This window comes from Achromobacter aegrifaciens (assembly GCF_902859965.1).
GTDB lineage: Bacteria > Pseudomonadota > Gammaproteobacteria > Burkholderiales > Burkholderiaceae_B > Achromobacter > Achromobacter aegrifaciens.
Window position 1 is genome coordinate 569,263 of record NZ_CADIKO010000001.1, and the last position, 17,257, is coordinate 586,519.

At 67.0% G+C, this 17,257-nt stretch carries 12 protein-coding genes; 4 read left to right on the forward strand and 8 right to left on the reverse strand.

Going from position 1 to position 17,257, the window contains the following annotated elements:
- Positions 1–143 precede the first annotated feature (143 nt).
- From HV793_RS02720 to HV793_RS02730, 3 genes are all read right to left on the reverse strand, one after another.
- Positions 144–1,346 carry a BaiN/RdsA family NAD(P)/FAD-dependent oxidoreductase gene (locus HV793_RS02720; protein ID WP_175161320.1) on the reverse strand — a complete coding sequence of 401 codons (1,203 nt, stop codon included), beginning with the start codon at positions 1,344–1,346 and terminating at the stop codon, positions 144–146.
- Positions 1,346–3,607, reverse strand: coding sequence for an arginine/lysine/ornithine decarboxylase (locus tag HV793_RS02725; RefSeq protein ID WP_054451997.1), 2,262 nt, complete (start codon positions 3,605–3,607; stop codon positions 1,346–1,348). Before HV793_RS02725 ends, HV793_RS02720 begins: the two co-directional genes overlap by 1 nt.
- A 265-nt stretch (positions 3,608–3,872) precedes the next feature.
- Positions 3,873–4,325: a hypothetical protein gene (locus HV793_RS02730; protein ID WP_054451998.1), complete on the reverse strand. Its 453-nt coding sequence runs from the start codon at positions 4,323–4,325 to the stop codon at positions 3,873–3,875.
- A gap of 113 nt (positions 4,326–4,438) precedes the next feature.
- On the opposite strand from HV793_RS02730, the gene HV793_RS02735 reads away from it, so the two are divergent.
- Entirely contained in the window at positions 4,439–4,957 is a 519-nt protein-coding gene (locus tag HV793_RS02735; RefSeq protein WP_175161318.1) for a GNAT family N-acetyltransferase, read from the forward strand.
- A gap of 10 nt (positions 4,958–4,967) precedes the next feature.
- Here HV793_RS02735 and HV793_RS02740 read toward each other — a convergent pair whose 3' ends face one another.
- Positions 4,968–6,209 (reverse strand): GGDEF domain-containing protein, encoded by a 1,242-nt coding sequence (locus HV793_RS02740; RefSeq protein WP_175161315.1) that lies wholly within the window; start codon positions 6,207–6,209, stop codon positions 4,968–4,970.
- A gap of 164 nt (positions 6,210–6,373) precedes the next feature.
- Between HV793_RS02740 and HV793_RS02745 the strand changes: the two genes are divergently transcribed.
- Complete coding sequence (locus HV793_RS02745; RefSeq protein WP_175212612.1) at positions 6,374–7,225, forward strand: GNAT family N-acetyltransferase; 852 nt, start codon at positions 6,374–6,376, stop codon at positions 7,223–7,225.
- Between the two features lie 4 nt (positions 7,226–7,229).
- Here HV793_RS02745 and dcd read toward each other — a convergent pair whose 3' ends face one another.
- The 4 genes from dcd to apbC form a co-directional block, all read right to left on the reverse strand.
- Entirely contained in the window at positions 7,230–7,793 is a 564-nt protein-coding gene (gene dcd / locus HV793_RS02750; protein ID WP_041654363.1) for a dCTP deaminase, read from the reverse strand.
- A 101-nt stretch (positions 7,794–7,894) separates the two neighbouring features.
- Positions 7,895–11,587, reverse strand: coding sequence for a translocation/assembly module TamB domain-containing protein (locus HV793_RS02755; protein ID WP_425321795.1), 3,693 nt, complete (start codon positions 11,585–11,587; stop codon positions 7,895–7,897).
- Entirely contained in the window at positions 11,584–13,476 is a 1,893-nt protein-coding gene (locus HV793_RS02760) for an autotransporter assembly complex protein TamA (RefSeq protein WP_054452001.1), read from the reverse strand. The genes HV793_RS02755 and HV793_RS02760 overlap by 4 nt, the downstream gene beginning before the upstream one ends.
- Before the next feature lie 3 nt (positions 13,477–13,479).
- Positions 13,480–14,568: an iron-sulfur cluster carrier protein ApbC gene (apbC, locus tag HV793_RS02765; RefSeq protein WP_054452002.1), complete on the reverse strand. Its 1,089-nt coding sequence runs from the start codon at positions 14,566–14,568 to the stop codon at positions 13,480–13,482.
- A 101-nt stretch (positions 14,569–14,669) separates the two neighbouring features.
- Here apbC and HV793_RS02770 point away from each other — a divergent pair, with 101 nt between their 5' ends.
- Positions 14,670–14,945, forward strand: a complete 276-nt coding sequence (locus tag HV793_RS02770) for a hypothetical protein (RefSeq protein ID WP_006226181.1) — start codon at positions 14,670–14,672, stop codon at positions 14,943–14,945.
- Positions 14,946–15,182: 237 nt separating this feature from the next.
- Positions 15,183–17,249, forward strand: coding sequence for a methionine--tRNA ligase (gene metG, locus HV793_RS02775; protein ID WP_054452003.1), 2,067 nt, complete (start codon positions 15,183–15,185; stop codon positions 17,247–17,249).
- Positions 17,250–17,257: the final 8 nt, after the last annotated feature.

The window sequence follows — 17,257 nt, forward strand, 5'->3', positions numbered from 1 at the left end:
TCCGTTGGATCCGCCCCCCGATTCAGGGCTTGGATCAATATCGAAAACATAAATGATAAGTATTTTTATTTGATATAACAATGGCAGGCTTCCAATACCTGCCATAGCGCCGGCCTATCGGCGCCCTGTCCCGCCAGAGGACGCTACAGCGCCTTGCCGCAGGCCACGCCCGAAGCCCAGGCCCACTGGAAGTTGTAGCCGCCCAGCCAACCCGTGACGTCCACGGCTTCGCCGATGAAATAGAGGCCGGCGACGGTCTTTGCCTGCATGGACTTCTGGTCCAGGCCGCGCGTGTCCACGCCGCCGCGCATGACTTCGGCCTTCTTGTAGCCAGCCGTGCCGCTGGGCACCAGGCTCCACTGATGGATGTCCTGGGCCAGCGTGCGCAGGGTCTTGTCCGGTGCGTCGGCCAGGCGCAGCGCCGCCAGGCCCGGCTTGCCGCCCTGCTCCGCCAGGTGCAGCCAGCGGTCAGCCAGGCGCTTGGGCCAGAGGCCCGCCAGGACGGTATGCAGCTGCTGCCGGTTGCCCGACTTCGACGCCAGCAGTTCTTCCGCCAGGTCGCGGCCAGGCGCCAGATCGATCACGATGGGCTCGCCAGGTTTCCAGTAGCTGGAGATCTGCAGAATGGCAGGTCCGGACAGGCCGCGATGGGTAAAGAGCAGGTCCTCGAGGAACTCGCCGCGCGCCTTGCCCTGCCCCGTGTGCAGATTGACCTCCAGCGCCACGCCGGACAATTCGGAAAGGGACCGCCACTGCTCGGCATCGAAGGTCAGCGGCACCAGGGCGGGACGCGGTTCCACGACCTTCAGGCCGAACTGCCGCGCGATCTTCAGGCCGAAATCGGTGGCGCCCAGTTGGGGAATGGCCATGCCGCCGGTCGCGATCACCAGTTTCGCGGCGCGGATCGTGCCCTGGCTGGTGCGCAGCTCGTAACCCTGCTCGCCATGGCCGATCTCGGCCACCGAGCATCCCATGCGCCACTGCACCCTGCCCGCGTCGCACTCCGCGCGCAGCATTTCGATGATGGATTCGCTGGAATCGTCGCAGAACAGCTGGCCGCGATGCTTCTCATGCCAGGCGATGTGGTGGCGCTTCATCAGCGCCAGGAAATCCTGCGGCGTGTAACCGGCCAAGGCCGAACGGCAGAAATGCGGATTGTCGGAGAGGAAGTTGGCGGGGCCGGCGCCGATATTGGTGAAGTTGCAGCGGCCGCCGCCGGAAATGCGGATCTTCTCCGCCAGGCGCTCGGCGTGGTCGACCAGCACCACGCGCAAGCCGCGCTGGCCGGCGACCGCGGCACACATCATGCCCGCGGCGCCGGCGCCGAGTACTGCTACATCGAACATCAGTCTTCGATCAGGCAGTCGACGTAGTAGCGCTTTTCGCCATCCGGACCCACTTCGTCGGCCAGGCCGTGGATGTAGGTTTCGAAGCCCGGGAAGCGCTGGTTGAACTCGCGCGCGAACTGCAGGTACTGGACGATGGTGCGGTTGAAGCGTTCGCCCGGGATCAAGAGCGGGATGCCCGGAGGATACGGGGTCAGCAGCACGCCAGTGACGCGGCCTTCGAGCTTGTCGATGTCGACGCGCTCGACCTCGCGGTGCGCCATGCGGGCGAAGGCATCCGACGGCTTGAGGGCCGGCACCATGTCGCTCAGGTACATCTCGGTGGTCAGGCGGGCCACGTCACGCGCGCGATAGGCTTCGTGGATCTCCTGGCACAGGTCGCGCAGGCCCATGCGCTCGTAGCGGCGATGGTCGCGGCAGAATTCCGGCAGGATGCGCCACAGCGGCTGGTTGCGGTCGTAGTCGTCCTTGAATTGCTGCAAGGCGGTCAGCAGCGTGTTCCAGCGGCCCTTGGTGATGCCGATGGTGAACAGGATGAAGAACGAATACAGGCCGGTCTTCTCGACCACCACGCCGTGCTCGGTCAGGTACTTGGAGACCAGCGCGGCGGGAATGCCGGTTTCGCCGAAGCTGCCCGACATGTCCAGGCCCGGGGTGATGATGGTGGCCTTGATCGGGTCCAGCATGTTGAAGCCTTCGGCCATTTCGCCGAAGCCATGCCAGTGGTCGTTGGACTCCAGGATCCATTCGTCGCGGTTGCCGATGCCTTCCGAAACCAGGCGGTTCGGCCCCCAGACCTTGAACCACCAGTCGTTCTTGCCGAATTCGGATTCCACCTTGCGCATGGCGCGACGGAAGTCCAGGGCTTCGCGGATGCTTTCCTCGACCAGCGCGGTGCCTCCCGGCGGCTCCATCATGGCGGCGGCCACGTCGCAGGACGCGATGATCGCGTACTGGGGCGAGGTGGACGTGTGCATCAGGTAGGCTTCGTTGAAGACGTTGCGGTCCAGCTTGCGGGTCTCGGACTCCTGCACGATGATCTGCGAGGCCTGCGAAATGCCGGCCAGCAGCTTGTGCGTGGAGTGGGTGGCGAACACCATCGCGTCCTGGCTGCGCGGGCGGTCCTGGCCGATGGCGTGCATGTCCTGGTAGTACTCGTGGAACGACGCATGCGGCAGCCAGGCTTCGTCGAAGTGCAGCGTGTCGACGTAGCTGCCCAGCTGCTTCTTGATCATTTCGACGTTGTAGATGACGCCGTCGTAGGTGCTCTGCGTCAGCGTCAGGATGCGCGGGTTCTTGTTCACCGCTTCGCGCGCGAAGGGGTTGGCCTCGATCTTCTTGCGGATGTTGTCCGGGTGGAATTCTTCCAGCGGGATCGGACCGATGATGCCCAGGTGGTTGCGCGTGGGGCGCAGGAACACCGGAATCGCGCCCGTCATCGTGATGGCGTGCAGGATCGACTTGTGGCAGTTGCGGTCCACCACCACCACGTCGCCCGCGGCCACGTTGGCATGCCACACCACCTTGTTGGAGGTGGAGGTGCCGTTGGTCACGAAGAAACAGTGGTCGGCGTGGAAGATGCGCGCGGCATTCAGTTCGGATTCGGCCACGGGACCGGTGTGGTCCAGCAGCTGGCCCAGTTCGTCCACGGCGTTGCAGACGTCTGCGCGCAGCATGTTCTCGCCGAAGAACTGGTGGAACATCTGGCCCACCGGGCTCTTCAGGAATGCCACGCCGCCGGAGTGGCCGGGGCAGTGCCAGGAATACGAGCCGTCCTGCGCGTACTTGACCAGTTCACGGAAGAACGGCGGCGGCAGGCTGTCGACGTAGCTGCGGGCTTCGCGGATGATGTGGCGCGCCACGAATTCGGGGGTGTCCTCGAACATGTGGATGAAGCCGTGCAGCTCGCGCAGGATGTCGTTGGGGATGTGCTCGGAAGTGCGCGTCTCGCCGTACAGGTAGATGGGGATGTCGGCATTGCGGAAACGCAGCTCGCCGATGAAGGCGCGCAGGTTCTTGATGGCGCTGGCCACGTCCTCGGGCGAATCCACGTCGAACTCTTCGTCGTCGATCGACAGGATGAAGGCGCTGGCCCGGCTCTGCTGCTGGGCGAACGAGCTCAGGTCGCCGTAACTGGTCACCCCGATCACCTCGACGCCCTCGGCCTCGATCGCCGCGGACAAGGCGCGGATACCCAGACCGGACGCGTTCTCGGAACGGTAGTCTTCGTCGATGATGAAAATGGGGAAGCGGAATTTCATGCAGGCGCTCCTGGGGGCAAGGCGGGTTCGGACGCGTAACGCGGCGCGAGTGTACTTCTAGTAAAAATCCGCCTGATGACAGACGGCGCGAGCACCCGCCAGGGCGGCGGGAATGGCCGAATTGTAGGGCTGTTTTTCTTACAGTCCTAAGGGAAATCCCGGAATGGCCCGGACGGCCGTTGTCATCGCGCCAAAAGCGGACGTTTTCAGCACAGAGAGCCGGGCCGCACGGGGAAGCAAACCGGGCGCCCGAGGCGCCGGGACGCTAGCGGATGGTGCGGGCCTCGCCCGCCTGCAAGGCCATCAGGAACTGCTCGAAATAAGGTGGGATGGCCTCGGCGGAGCCGTAACGGATGCGCCTTTCGACCTTGGCGATGGCGCCGAAGCAGACCTCGGAATCGGGCTCGCCGCAGACCAGCACCACTGGGTCCTCGTCATCGCACACTTCGTAGAGGCCGCCATACGCGCGGCGTCCCACCTCGTAGAGGTAGGCGGCGGCGCCGACGGTCTGCATGGGAGTGAGAGGCAAGGTCCCGAGATGGGCGGCCTCCAGCGCTTCGTCCAGCGCATGGACGCTGGATGGCGTGTAATCCAGCACGGCGCCAGCCGAGCCGGCTGCCTGGACGAAGTCCTGCGCAGCACCCGCCACGCGCGCCACGAACTCTTCCTGGACTTCGTCGCGCTTGGCGTCCTGGTTTGTCTTGAGGAAACCGAACATCATTGGCTCCTTTGTGAAAACCGCAAGCGGCGTTAGGACCATTATAGGCAGCGCGTCCCCCTATACTGGCGAATCCACCGCCGAACGTTCCCTATTCCCAACACTTGCCGACCATGTCCCCGATCACCGTCCGACGCCTTGTTCCCGCCGACGCGGCGCCGCTGCGCCAATTGCGCCTGGACGCCCTGGTGGAAACCCCTGAATCGTTCGGATCGAGTTACGAAGAGGAACACACGCTGACATTGGAGGATATCCGCGGCTGGATCCTGCCTTCGGACGACAGCGCAATGTTTGGCGCGTTCTGCGGCGGGGTCCTGGCCGGCATGGTCGGCGTGGGCCGACAGCGCAAACTGAAGATGCGCCACAAAGCGCACATCTGGAGCATGTACGTGGCGCCGGCGCAGCGCGGTCAGGGCCTGGCCCGGCAACTGATGCAGGCGGCGATCGCCCATGCCTCGGGCATGCGCGGCATCCGCCAGGTGCAGCTGAGCGTGACCGCCAACAATCAGGCCGCCACCGCGCTGTATCTAAGCCTGGGCTTTGCCGAATACGGGCGCGAGCGCGAAGCGCTATGCGTCAACGGCGAACTCTACGACGAAGCGCTGATGGCGCTGCCGCTGGCCGGCAAGTAGCGGCGCGGCATCAGGCCGCGCCAGTCCGGCGCCGCGTGCTGAACGCCCGCACCAGATTGCGGCCTTCGTCCTTGGCTTTGTAGAGCGCCTGATCCGCCGCCTTGATCACCGCGTCGGGCGCGCGCAGGGAGTCGCTGCGTTCGGCTACGCCTATGCTGACCGTCACCCGCAGCGGCCGCGCATTACGCGCGTCGCGCCCGCCGCGGCGGCGCAGGCCGATCTGGTCGGCCTTGGGGCGCACCGGCTTGTCGCGCAGGCGCATCTGGTAGGCCTCGATGGAGCGCCTGACGCTTTCCAGGTGCGGCATGCTTTCCGCCGCGGTCTTGCCCGGGAACACCAGCGTGAATTCCTCGCCGCCGTAGCGGTAGGCCCGGCCGCCGCCCGGCACGCGCCGCAACTGCGCCGCCACCATGCGCAGGACCTGGTCGCCTACGTCATGCCCGTGGGTGTCGTTGAAAGCCTTGAAGTTGTCGACGTCGGCCATCGCCAGCGTATAGACGCGCCCCATGCGCTGCAGACGCTCGTTCAGCGCGCGCCGGCCCGGCAGGCCGGTCAGCTCGTCGCGAAACGCCATGTGGAAACCTTCGTGGGCCAGCGAGATGCACAGGGCCGTCAGCGCGGCGGTAGACATCAGCGCCAGTTCGACGGGATGCTCCGCCCCGCGCGGCAAGGCCCACGCCATGCACACGAATCCTAGCCACTGCCCCGCCTGCTGCGGACGCCCATAGCGCAGCAACAGCAGGGTCAGCGTCAGGCCCGTGGCCAGCAAGGCGATCAATCCTTCGATCGGCACGCTCAGGTGGGCCAACCTGCCCTGCACGGAGAGCATGCCAAGCAGATCGTTCACGCCGTCCTTGCCGGCCAGCGCAATCGCCGCCGCGCCGGCGGCGATCATGCCGATGCGGGCGGCCAGGTCCAGCAACATGCTGGAGCGCTCGGACCACAGGGCGTTGATGGTGTAGGCCAGGGACCACCACGCCAGCGCCGGTCCGACGGCCCAGGGCGCTTCCGTGGCCAGCGCCGGCCAGGCCGCCGTGGCGGCCAGCACGCTGAGCATCAGCACCATGGTCTGTGCGCGCTGGTACATCAGGCACACGGCAACGCCGATCAGCGCCATCACCCAAGGCACGAACGGCACGATCTGCGTCAAGGCCGGCGGCCATTCGCGCCACAGCAGCAGCCCCACCGCAGCGGCCACCGGCAGCGCAGGATAGAACAACAAAGGCAGCCAGGGGATATGGGGGTAACGCACGGGTCGGGGCTTTTTTACGCTTGCGGAGATGACGTCGCCAAATCGGCAAACACATGTACTGTCATTTACGGACGCGGCCGCGATGTTCTTTAGCGGATTTGCAAGTAACACCGCGCGCCGCGGCCATGATATGTTTTTTTCTTCACTCAGCAGACGGCCCCCCAATGCACATCCTGGTCAACATCGACGTGCCCGATCTCGAACACGCCATCGACTTCTATCAACGCGCGTTCGGCCTGACGCTGCGACGCCGTATAGGACCGACGGTGGCCGAGATGGCAGGGGCCGAGGCGCCCATCTATCTGCTGGAGAAGGCGGCGGGTACGCCTGCCGCCGGCGCCACGCGCCAGCCGCGCGACTATGCGCGGCACTGGACGCCGGTGCATCTGGACGTGGTGGTGGAGGACGCGGACCGCGCGGTCGCACAGGCGGTGGCCGCTGGCGCGCGCCTGGAAGACCCGGCCGTCTCGCACACCTGGGGCCGCATCGCCCACCTGAGCGATCCCTACGGTCACGGTATCTGCATCCTGCAGTTCCTGGGCCGGGGCTACGATGAGCTGTCCACGCCGCAGCTGCAATACGCCCCGGTCTCGGAAGCGGATTTCGAAGACCTGCTGGCGCTGCGCATCGAAGCCATGCGCGAAAGCCTGGAGCGCCTGGGGCGCTTCGATCCTGAACGCGCGCGCTCGCGGCTGCGCAGCACATTCCGGCCGGAACACACCTGGTCCATCGAGCAAGATGGCCAGCGGATCGGGTTTTACGCGCTGCGCCCGGAGGGTGACGGCTTGCGCCTGGATCATCTGTACATCCGCCCCGCCGCGCAGGGTTCGGGGCTGGGCGGACAGGTCATGCGCAAGATCCTGCAGGAGGCCGACCGCCTGGGGCTGGCGGTAAGCCTGGGCGCGCTGCGCGACAGCGATTCCAACCGCTTCTACCGCCGGCACGGGTTCGTGCAGACGGGCGAAAGCGAGTGGGATATCGACTACCTGCGTCCGGCGCCGCGGCGCGCGGACTGAGACTTCAGGTGCGCGGCAGGGTCACGCCGCGCTGGCCCTGGTACTTGCCGCCGCGATCGCGGTAAGAGGTCTCGCAGACTTCGTCGCTTTCCAGGAACAGCATCTGCGCGCAGCCTTCGCCCGCGTAGATCTTGGCCGGCAGCGGCGTGGTGTTCGAGAACTCCAGCGTCACGTGGCCTTCCCATTCGGGTTCCAGCGGCGTGACGTTGACGATGATGCCGCAGCGCGCATAGGTGCTCTTGCCCAGGCAAACCGTCAGGACGCTGCGCGGGATGCGGAAGTACTCGACCGTGCGGGCCAGCGCGAAGGAATTGGGCGGGATGATGCAGACGTCGCCCTTGAAATCCACGAACGAGCCTTCGTCGAAGTTCTTCGGATCGACGATGGTGGAATTGATGTTGGTGAAGATCTTGAACTCGTCCGCGCAGCGCACGTCGTAACCGTAGCTGCTGGTGCCGTAGCTGACGATACGCCCGCCATTGGCCGTGCGGACCTGCCCTGCTTCGAAGGGTTCGATCATGCCGGCTTCGGCCTGGCGGCGGATCCAGCGGTCGCTTTTGATGCTCATGGTGGGAATGGTGCTAGGGAATGGAATGGACGCCATTTTATCCCGAGTGCGGATGCGCCACCGGCGAGGGGCCGGGCGGGACCGTGCCGCCCGGTTCCGCCTCAGTTCCCCCAGAAGGTCCGGTAGACCAGCGCGATGCCATTGACCGCCCCGCCCTTCAGGTCCACCGACAAACCGCGCGCCAGCCTGTAGCTGGCGCGGCCGACGGTATCGCTGCCCGCCAGCGCCTGCTCCACGCTCAGGGTGATGCCGTTGGCGAAGGTCTTGCTGGCCACCAGGAATTGCGTGGCCAGCTGGCTGTCGCTGTCCCGGTTGACGTCGCCGGCCACCGTGCGGTCCGGCAGGATGCTGCCGGAACTGCCGATGTTGCCCGTCTTGATGCTGACGTCGTCCAGGCCGAACTGCTTGTAGAACGGCTGCCCGCCGCCCAGCAGCGCGGTACCCACCGACATCAGCAGCGCCGCGTCGCCGCCGCTTTCGTCGGGGCCGCGGCCGAGCAGCAGCCAGGACAGCTTTTCCACGTCGCTGACGTCCGGGTACGACACCAGGTCGATGCGCGGCCGCTGCGCCGTGCCGACCACCTTGACGCCCGCCTCGACCTGTTCGCCCGTGCGCAGCGCCTCGATATCCAGCAAGGGGTTGTCCAGACGGCCCTGGAAAGTCAGCGTGCCGCGGCTCAGGCGCAGCTTCTGGCCGTAGGCTTCGATGCCGCCGCCACGGGTGCGCAGCGCGCCCACGCCGGTCAGGCGTCCATCGTTCAGCATGATCTGAATGGAGCCCAGCAGGCCGGCGTCCAGTCCCATGCCTGTGATGTAGAAGCGCGGCCCCATGTCGAACTTCAGGTTCATGCTGGTCTGCAGCGGCGTGGAGACGGTGCCGGGGTCATCGCCCGGCCGGCGCACCTTGACGTCATCGTCCAGCGACGGCACGCCCTGCAGGATTTCCAGGCTGAACCAGCCGGCGTCCGCCTTCAGGTCGCCCACGATGTCGATGCGCGGCATGGCCGCCTTCACGTCGATGACCCCGGACACCATGGCGTAGCGGTCCGAACGCTGCAGCGCCGGGAAGCGGTACAGGGTCAGCCGGATATCGCCGCCGCCATCGATGAAATTCCACTGCCCCTTGGCTTCGGCGTAGCCGCCCTTTGCCTCGGGATTGGTGGTGATCCATTCCTTGGTGCGCCATTCGGCCGGCATCACCCGCAACGAGGCCGGGAAGCGCAGGCTTTCCAGCACCACCCGGTCGCCGTCCAGGCGCGCGGACAAGGTGCCGTCGATCAGCCGCACGCCGTCGTCGATGCGCACCACGCGCAGCTTGTCGCCGCGGATGCTGCCGCTGGCCGACCATTTGCCCGCCAGGGTGCCCTGGGCTTCCAGATTGGCCTTGACCGTGCCGCCGACTTCCATCGAGTCGCCCACGAACAGGCCAACCCAGGCCAGGTCGGCGATATCCGCGTCCAGCTTGGCGCGCAGCGGCTGGCGCGGGTCCAGCGCCATGCCGCCCTTGGCGTCCACCACCAACACGGCGGTGCCGGTGCCGTTGATGAGGCCCATCTTGTCGGTGGCCAGATTGACCTTGGCGTCCAGGCGGCTGGCGTTGGCGGAGGTCGGCGTGGCGGTCAGGTCCAGCACCAGCGCCTTCAGTCCCAGCGGGATGGGAGGATCGCCCGGTATCAGCAGGTCGCCCTCGCGGCGCGCGATGCGCGCGCGGCCGCCCAGCCGGCCGTCGAACTTCAGGTCCCACAAGACGTCCAGCGCGATGCGGCGCTGGCCCTCGGGCACCATCGCGTTCACGCGGCCGGGCCGCTTGCCCAGCTTGGCCGCGGCCTCGGGATCGAAGGCGCCTATCACCTGGCGCGCCATGGCGGCCGTGATCACCAGGTTGTCGGCCTTGCCCGCCGTGTCCCAACGCTTGCCGCCCCCCCGCGAACCCTGGTGCGCCAGGACCACGCGCTCCTTGCCAGGCAGGGTCAGGCTCAGCGCCGTCTGCCCCACCTGCCACTGCCATTGCGGTTCCACGGCGGAAGGCACGAAAGCCAGCGTGACCGGACGGTCCACGGCCACGGTGAAGCCGGCGGTCTCTGCCGTCAGCCTCGAGAACGTGCCGCGCCATCCCGGCAGGGCTGCGTCGGGCGTGCCGGCTGGCCCCTTGCCCCAGGAACCGGCAAAGACGATGTTGGCCTTGGCGGGCGCCTCGCCCAGCACGCCCGCGCGCGGCTTGGGCGGCGTGTAGCCGGCAGCAAGCTCGCCGCGGTGCGCAGCCAGCGTGCCCGCCAGCTTGCCTTTCAACTCCGCGCCGCCGGGGATGCCCGGCCAGAACGCGTCGAGCTGGGGCGCTTGGGCGTCCAGCGACAGCGCGCCGTCCTTGGCGTCCAGCTCGCCCCTGGCCTGGACCCGGTTGCGGCCCAGCTTCAGGTCCACGTCCAGGCCGTGGATGCGCAGTCCGGCCAGAGGATCGGCCTCGGGCGCGGCAGCACCGTTCGGCACGGCGGCGGGTCCCCCGTTATTGGTCGCTGCGGCGATATCCACCTGGGCCTTGAGCGCGCCAGTCAGGGGCTGCTTGTTCCAGCGCGTGCCCTCTTCGAAGCGCAGATCGACCGCGGCGTGGCGTAGCTGGCTCAGGTTCTCGATGTCGGCTTGGACGTCGCCGCGCACGGTCAGGACCGCAGGCGGAACATCCTTGCCCAGCCAGGGCGACAAATCCAGGCGCTGGGCGCTTATGGTGCCCGCGATGCGGTCGCGGCCCGTCCCTTGCGTGCTATCGGATTGCAGGTCTAGCTGCGCGGCCAGGGTCGATTTGTCAGGCAGTTGCGCCTGCGCCCGGGCGCTGCGCAGCACCAGCGCCGTGCGCGGCGCAAGGTCGGCGGTCAGGTCCAGCAGCAGGCCGGAGCCCTCGCCCTCCAGCTTGGCCTGGATACCATCCAGGGAACCGGCGGCATCGGCGCGCAGCACCACCTGGCAGGCGGGCCGGGGCGGCTCGGAAGGCGTCGCCTTGGGATCTGTCCTGGCCCCGGCTTTGGATTCATCCTTGGGGTCGGCCTTGGCGCCAGGCTTGGGCTCAGGCTTCTTGGCAGCGCCCGCCTGACGCTCATACACGCCACTCAGCTTGTCGGCTTCGCACAGCGGGGAATCGGAGCCGGTCCCGCGCGCGGTCACGTCCAGGCGAGCGGCGAACGGCCAGGGATCGGCCATGCCTTGCAGTTCGGCCTGCCCGGAGATGTCCGCCTGCGCAGCCTCGTGGCCCACCCGCAGGCTGGCGATGCGCAACTGCGCGCCCTGCTTGCCCGCGGCGAAGGAGGCGTCCAGATTGCCCAGGGTCACGGGCAAGGGTTCGCCGTCCTGGTCCAACTGGAAGTCGCCCAGCGCCACCCGGTCGATAGCGATGTCCACCGGCAGTTCGGGCAAGGAGAAAGGCTCGCCGTCGTCCTCGGCAGGCGCCGTCTCGGGCGTTGCGGTCAGGCCGATGTAAACCGAGCCCGCCGATACATCGCGCACGTGCAGCAGACGGTCGCCCAGGGCGCGCCAGTTCACGTCCAGGTGCAGGTCCGTGATGTCGACGCGGGTGCCGCTGACGTCCAGGTCCAGCTTGCCCACGGAGACGCCGCGCAACAGCGAGCCGCTCACGTCCAGCGCCTGGCCATTCAATTGCTGGGCGGCGGTGGTCAGGAGCAGCCGCGTGCCGTTCTGCGAACCGACCAGCCAGAACAGGAAGCCGCCCGCCAGCACGGCCAGCATGGCCAGGCCCGGCAACCACCACACCAGCACATGGCGCAGGAATTTGCGCAAGGCCTTCAAAACGCGATCCCCAAGGAAAAGTGCAGGCGCAGGTCGCGGTCGCGCTGGCCGTAGGCCACGTCCAGGAACAAGGGCCCGGCCGGCGTGCGCACGCGGGCGCCTACGCCGTAGCCCACCGCCATCGACATGTCGCCGAACGATTCCGCGGCGTCGCCCGCGTCCACGAACACGCCCATGCCCCAGCGCTCATTGAAATAGTGGTCGTACTCGATGCTGCCGACCAGCAGCGTGGGCGCGCCCACCACAGCGTCGTCTTGCTTCACGCCTATGCTCTGGTACTTGTAGCCGCGGATCGAACGCGCGCCGCCGGTGCGGAAACCGAAATCGTCCGGCACGCGCACCTTGCTGTTGGACCAGACCCGGCCGACTTCGCCGCGCACGGTCAGCACGTCCAGCTTGCCGATAGGCCACCATTTCTGGGCCCTCAGCCGGGCGCGGGTGTAGGGTTCGCCGGAGTCCAGCGTCACGCCCACGCCGCCGCCCACCGCGATCAGGTTGCCTTCGCGCGGGTCGTACTTGTTATCGACATCGCGGCGCAGCCATTCGGCCGTGGCGGTCAGGGTCGGCAGTTTGTACTGGTCGCCGCCGTCGATCTTCACGTGATCCTCCGCCAGCAGCAGGCCCCAGCGGGTCTCGTATTCGACCCGGCTATCGCCCGCGCCCTTGCGCTCCTGCAGGCGCGTAGCGCCCAGCGCGTAACGCGTCACGTCCAGCCCCTGGATGTCGGAGTGGTCGTACAGGACCCCGAAGGAATCCTTGTAGCCGCGCTGGTTCGGCGGCAACAGGAAGTCCGCGTAGGCGCGCTGCTGCAGCCGGTCCACGCTGAAGCCCGTCTCCAGGGTGACCGGCTGGCCAAAGACCACGTTCTGCCGGTACAGCGACTCCACGCGCAGGCCGGCCTCGTCGTCCACGCCTATCGATCCGGTGAACCGCTTGGGCGGCGCTTCCACCACCCGTACCTGCACCGGCAAGGTCACTTCGCCGTTCGAGTCGTAGGCGGGCGCAGGCGGCGGCATGCCGCCGGACACGGAAGGATCTCCCGCCGGCGTGGCAGCCGCCAGATCGGTCGAGCCCGGCGCGCGTGCCCGGTCGGCATTGGGCGCAGGAGTCGGCTGCGCCTGGCCCGGCTGCTCCAGCGACACGAACGCGCCGCGGAAGAACGCAGTGGATTGCAGGTCCTGCTGCCAGGTGTCCAGCTTGTTCTGGTCATAGGCGGCGCCCGGCGAGTAGCGCACATAGCGCTCCACCAGCTTCTCTGGCACCCGTTTCAGGCCTTCCGTGGTGAGCTCGCCCATGCGCACCTGGGGGCCGCTGTCTATTGTGACGCGCAGGGCGGCCGATGCCGTATCGGCCTCGATTTCCGCCTGCGACGCGGTCATGCGCGCCAGCATGAAGTCACGCGAGGACACCGCGTCCAGCAGGTTCGACTTGGCCTTGTTCCAGTCGCTGTTGATGAAGGGCTGGCCCGTCTTGAGCTGCCAGTCGTCGCGCAGTTTCTGCACCCGCGCCGCGAACTCGGGCCGGGTGATGCGGCCGGTGAAGCTCAGGTCCACGGACGTAACGGTGGTGCGCTTGCCCGAAACGATACTGATGTCCCAGGTTTCTCCGCCGATATCGGTGCCGGCTTCGAGCTTCACCGTGGGCGAGAAATAGCCCTGGGTGGCCAGGGCCGCCAGCGTCGCGTCGCGCGCGCGCCGACGCAGGCGGTTGATTTCACCGCCGTCCTGGTCTTCCGCCAGCCGCGCGATCGCATCGACGGCTTCGGTAATCGCCTGCAGGGCGGCCGGCGGCACGCCGCCGGGGTCCACAATGATTTCCGGGCGCTTGGCCAACGCCTCGCCCGTCACCACAACAAGTCCTGCCAAGAAGGCGCGGGCTGCCCACCGCATGCGTCAGGTCGGTTGCTGCACGACGATGGACGGGAACTTCCCGGCCATGTCGCGGGGAAGCGCCGCCACGCCAGCTGCCAGCTTGCGGGCGATGCCGCGATACAGCGCCGCGGCTTCGCTGCCCGGATCCGACACCACGGTCGGCGAACCGGCATCGGTCTGCTCGCGGATCGCCAGCGTCAGCGGCAGGCTGCCCAGCCAGGGCGTCTGGTATTGCTCCGCCATGCGCTGGCCGCCGCCCTCGCCGAAGATATGCTCGGCATGGCCGCATTGCGAGCAGATGTGGATGGCCATGTTCTCGACCACGCCCAGGATCGGCACATCAACCTTCTGGAACATGCGCAAGCCCTTGCGCGCGTCCAGCAGCGCCACGTCCTGCGGCGTGGTGACGATGACGGCGCCCACCACCGGCACCTTCTGCGCCAGGGTCAGCGCCACGTCGCCCGTGCCGGGAGGCATGTCGACGATGAGGTAATCAAGATCGCGCCAATTGGTCTGGCGCAGCAGTTGCTCCAGCGCCTGCGTCACCATTGGGCCGCGCCAGATGGCGGGCGAGTCGGCGTCGATCAGGAAGCCGATGGAGTTGGCCTGCAGGCCGTGGCCCGTGAGCGGCTCCATGCTCTTGTTGTCCAGGCTTTCGGGACGGCCCGAGATGCCCAGCATGGTCGGCACGCTGGGGCCGTAGATGTCGGCGTCCAGCACGCCCACCTTGGCGCCTTCCGCCGCCAGGGCCAGGGCCAGGTTCACGGCCGTGGTGCTCTTGCCCACGCCGCCCTTGCCGGACGCCACCGCAATAATGTTGCGCACATTGGGCAAGGGCTTCAGCCCTTTCTGCACGGCATGGGCGGCGACCTTCCAGCTCACCTCGACCTGGGCGTCGGCCACGCCGGCCGCGGCCAGCGCCGCCACGGCGATATCGCGGACCTGGGTGCGCGCGGCATCGGCCGGATACCCCAGCTCCAGCGCCAGCGAAACCCGTCCGCCTTCCAGCTTGATGTCACGATCTTTTACAGAAACGCCCAAATCCATACCGGTATTCGGGTCCTGCGCGGCGCGCAGCGCGGCGCGAATTTGTTCTATCGTTATACTCATGTCACTATGGTTCCGTAGGCAGCGCGGCTTCTGCGGCCCGCCATCCCCTAAAGGATAGCGGATACCCGGGAACCTTTCCCTGCGTTTTGCATCCGATCTTCATGACCAACACACTTATCCGCTTCTTTCGTGCCGTCCTATTCGCCGCCCTGGCCTTGATCGGCATGGCGATGGCGCTGGTGTTCATGCTTTCCACGGCGATCGCCGTGGCGATCCTGTACGTGGTCGCCAAGGTGCGCGGCAAACCTTTCGGCGTACGCGCCTATTGGAGCCAGCGCCAGGGCGCCCGCCCGGGACCGTTCCAGTCCGCCACCGCCCCCTTCGCCACGCAGCCGCGCGGCGACGTGATCGACGTCGAAGCCCGCGAAATCCGCTGACGGCGGCTTTCCAGCATGCTTGCGCCGCCCGCGGCGCAAGCGGACCGTGGGCTTGTGCGTCCGCGCGGCGGAATTGCCGTGTATTCGCGCCCATCCCCGCATTCTTTCGCAACCCGCCTGATTCGCCTGCCCCGAAGGGCGGGTTGAGCCATTGACGGGCCGCTGTCCGGCAAGTCTGCGCGCTTGCCCTAAAATGGCCGGCCTACCCCTTTTTTCCCTCAACCTCCAAAGACAACCATGTCTCGCACCCTTTTTGTCACCACAGCGCTGCCCTACGCCAACGGATCTTTCCACATCGGCCACATCATGGAGTACATCCAGGCCGATATCTGGGTTCGTTCGATGCGAATGGCGGGCCACACGGTGCACTTCGTGGGTGCGGACGACGCGCACGGCGCGCCGATCATGCTGAAGGCGGAAAAGGAAGGCATCACGCCGCAGGCCCTGGTGGCGCGCTACGCCGCCGAGCGCCCGCAGTACCTGAACGGCTTCCACATCCGCTTCGACCACTGGCACTCGACCGATTCGGCCGAGAACGTTGCGCTATCGCAGGACATCTACCGCGCGCTCAAGGCCCAGGACCTGATCGAAACCCGCTCCATCGAGCAGTTCTACGATCCGGTCAAAGGCATGTTCCTGGCCGACCGCTACATCAAGGGCGAATGCCCCAAGTGCCACGCCAAGGACCAGTACGGCGATTCCTGCGAAGTCTGCGGCGCGGTCTACGCGCCCACCGAGCTGATCAACCCGTACTCGGCCCTGACCGGCGCCACGCCGGTGCTGAAGTCCTCGGACCACTTCTTCTTCAAGCTGTCCGATCCGCGCTGCGTGGAATTCCTGCAGCAATGGACCACCGGCTCCAACGCCGCCGGCGGCAAGCATCTGCAGCCTGAAATGCTGGCCAAGACGCGCGAGTGGCTGGGTTCGGACGATGGCGAGGCCAAGCTGGGCGACTGGGACATCTCCCGCGACGCGCCCTACTTCGGCATCGAGATCCCGGACGCGCCGGGCAAGTATTTCTACGTCTGGCTGGACGCGCCCGTCGGCTACCTGGCCTCGCTGAAGTCGTATTGCGCGGTCAAGGGCATGGACTTCGATGCGCTGCTCGATCCTGCCGGCCCCACCGAACAGGTCCACTTCATCGGCAAGGACATCGTGTATTTCCACGCGCTGTTCTGGCCCGCGATGCTGAAGTTCGCCGGCCGCAAGACGCCTGACGCCGTGAATGTGCACGGCTTCATCACCGTCAGCGGCGAAAAGATGTCCAAGAGCCGCGGCACCGGCATTTCGCCGCTGCGTTACCTGGAACTCGGCATGAACGCCGAATGGATGCGCTACTACATCGCCGCCAAGCTGAACGCCCGGGTCGAAGACATGGACTTCAACCCCGAGGACTTCATCGCCCGCGTCAACAGCGACCTGATCGGCAAGTACGTCAACATCGCCAGCCGCGCCGCCAGCTTCATCACCAAGCATTTCGATGGCGTCCTCGGCTATTCGGGCGACACCTCGGCGCTGGCCGCGGAGTACGCCGAACAGGCGGAGTCCATCCGCGCCGCGTTCGAGGCGCGCGAATACAACCGCGCCATCCGCGAAATCATGGCCTACGCCGATCGCATCAACCAGGCGTTCGACACGGCCCAGCCCTGGGTGCTGGCCAAGGGCATCGCCACCGCCGATGACGCTCAGAAGGCCGCCCTGCAGGACATCTGCTCGCGCTCGCTGGCCGGCTTCAAGGCCTTGTCCGTGATGCTGGCGCCGGTGCTGCCGGCGCTGTCCGAACGCGTGGCGCTGGAACTGTTCGGCGCGCAGGCGCCTTTCACCTGGGCCGATGCCTCGGTGCTGCCGCAGCGCGTGGCGCCCTTCAAGCACCTGATGCAGCGCGTCGAACCGCAGATGCTGGAAGACCTGTTCGAGCCGCCGGCCGCCCCCGTGGTGGTGCCTGGCGGCGAGCCCATCGCCGAGACCATCTCCATCGACGACTTCGCGCGCGTCGATCTGCGCATCGCGCAGATCGTCAACTGCGAACACGTGGAAGGCTCGACCAAGCTGCTGCGCCTGACGCTGGACGCGGGCGAAGGCCGTCACCGCAACGTGTTCTCGGGCATCAAGTCGGCCTACAAGCCGGAAGACCTGATCGGCAAGCTGACCGTCCTGGTGGCCAACCTGGCTCCGCGCAAGATGAAGTTCGGCGTATCCGAAGGAATGGTGCTGGCCGCCAGCCATGCGGATGAGTCCGTGGACGCCGGCATCTACGTGCTGGAACCGTTCCCCGGCGCCAAGCCCGGCATGCGCGTGCGCTGATCCCGCGC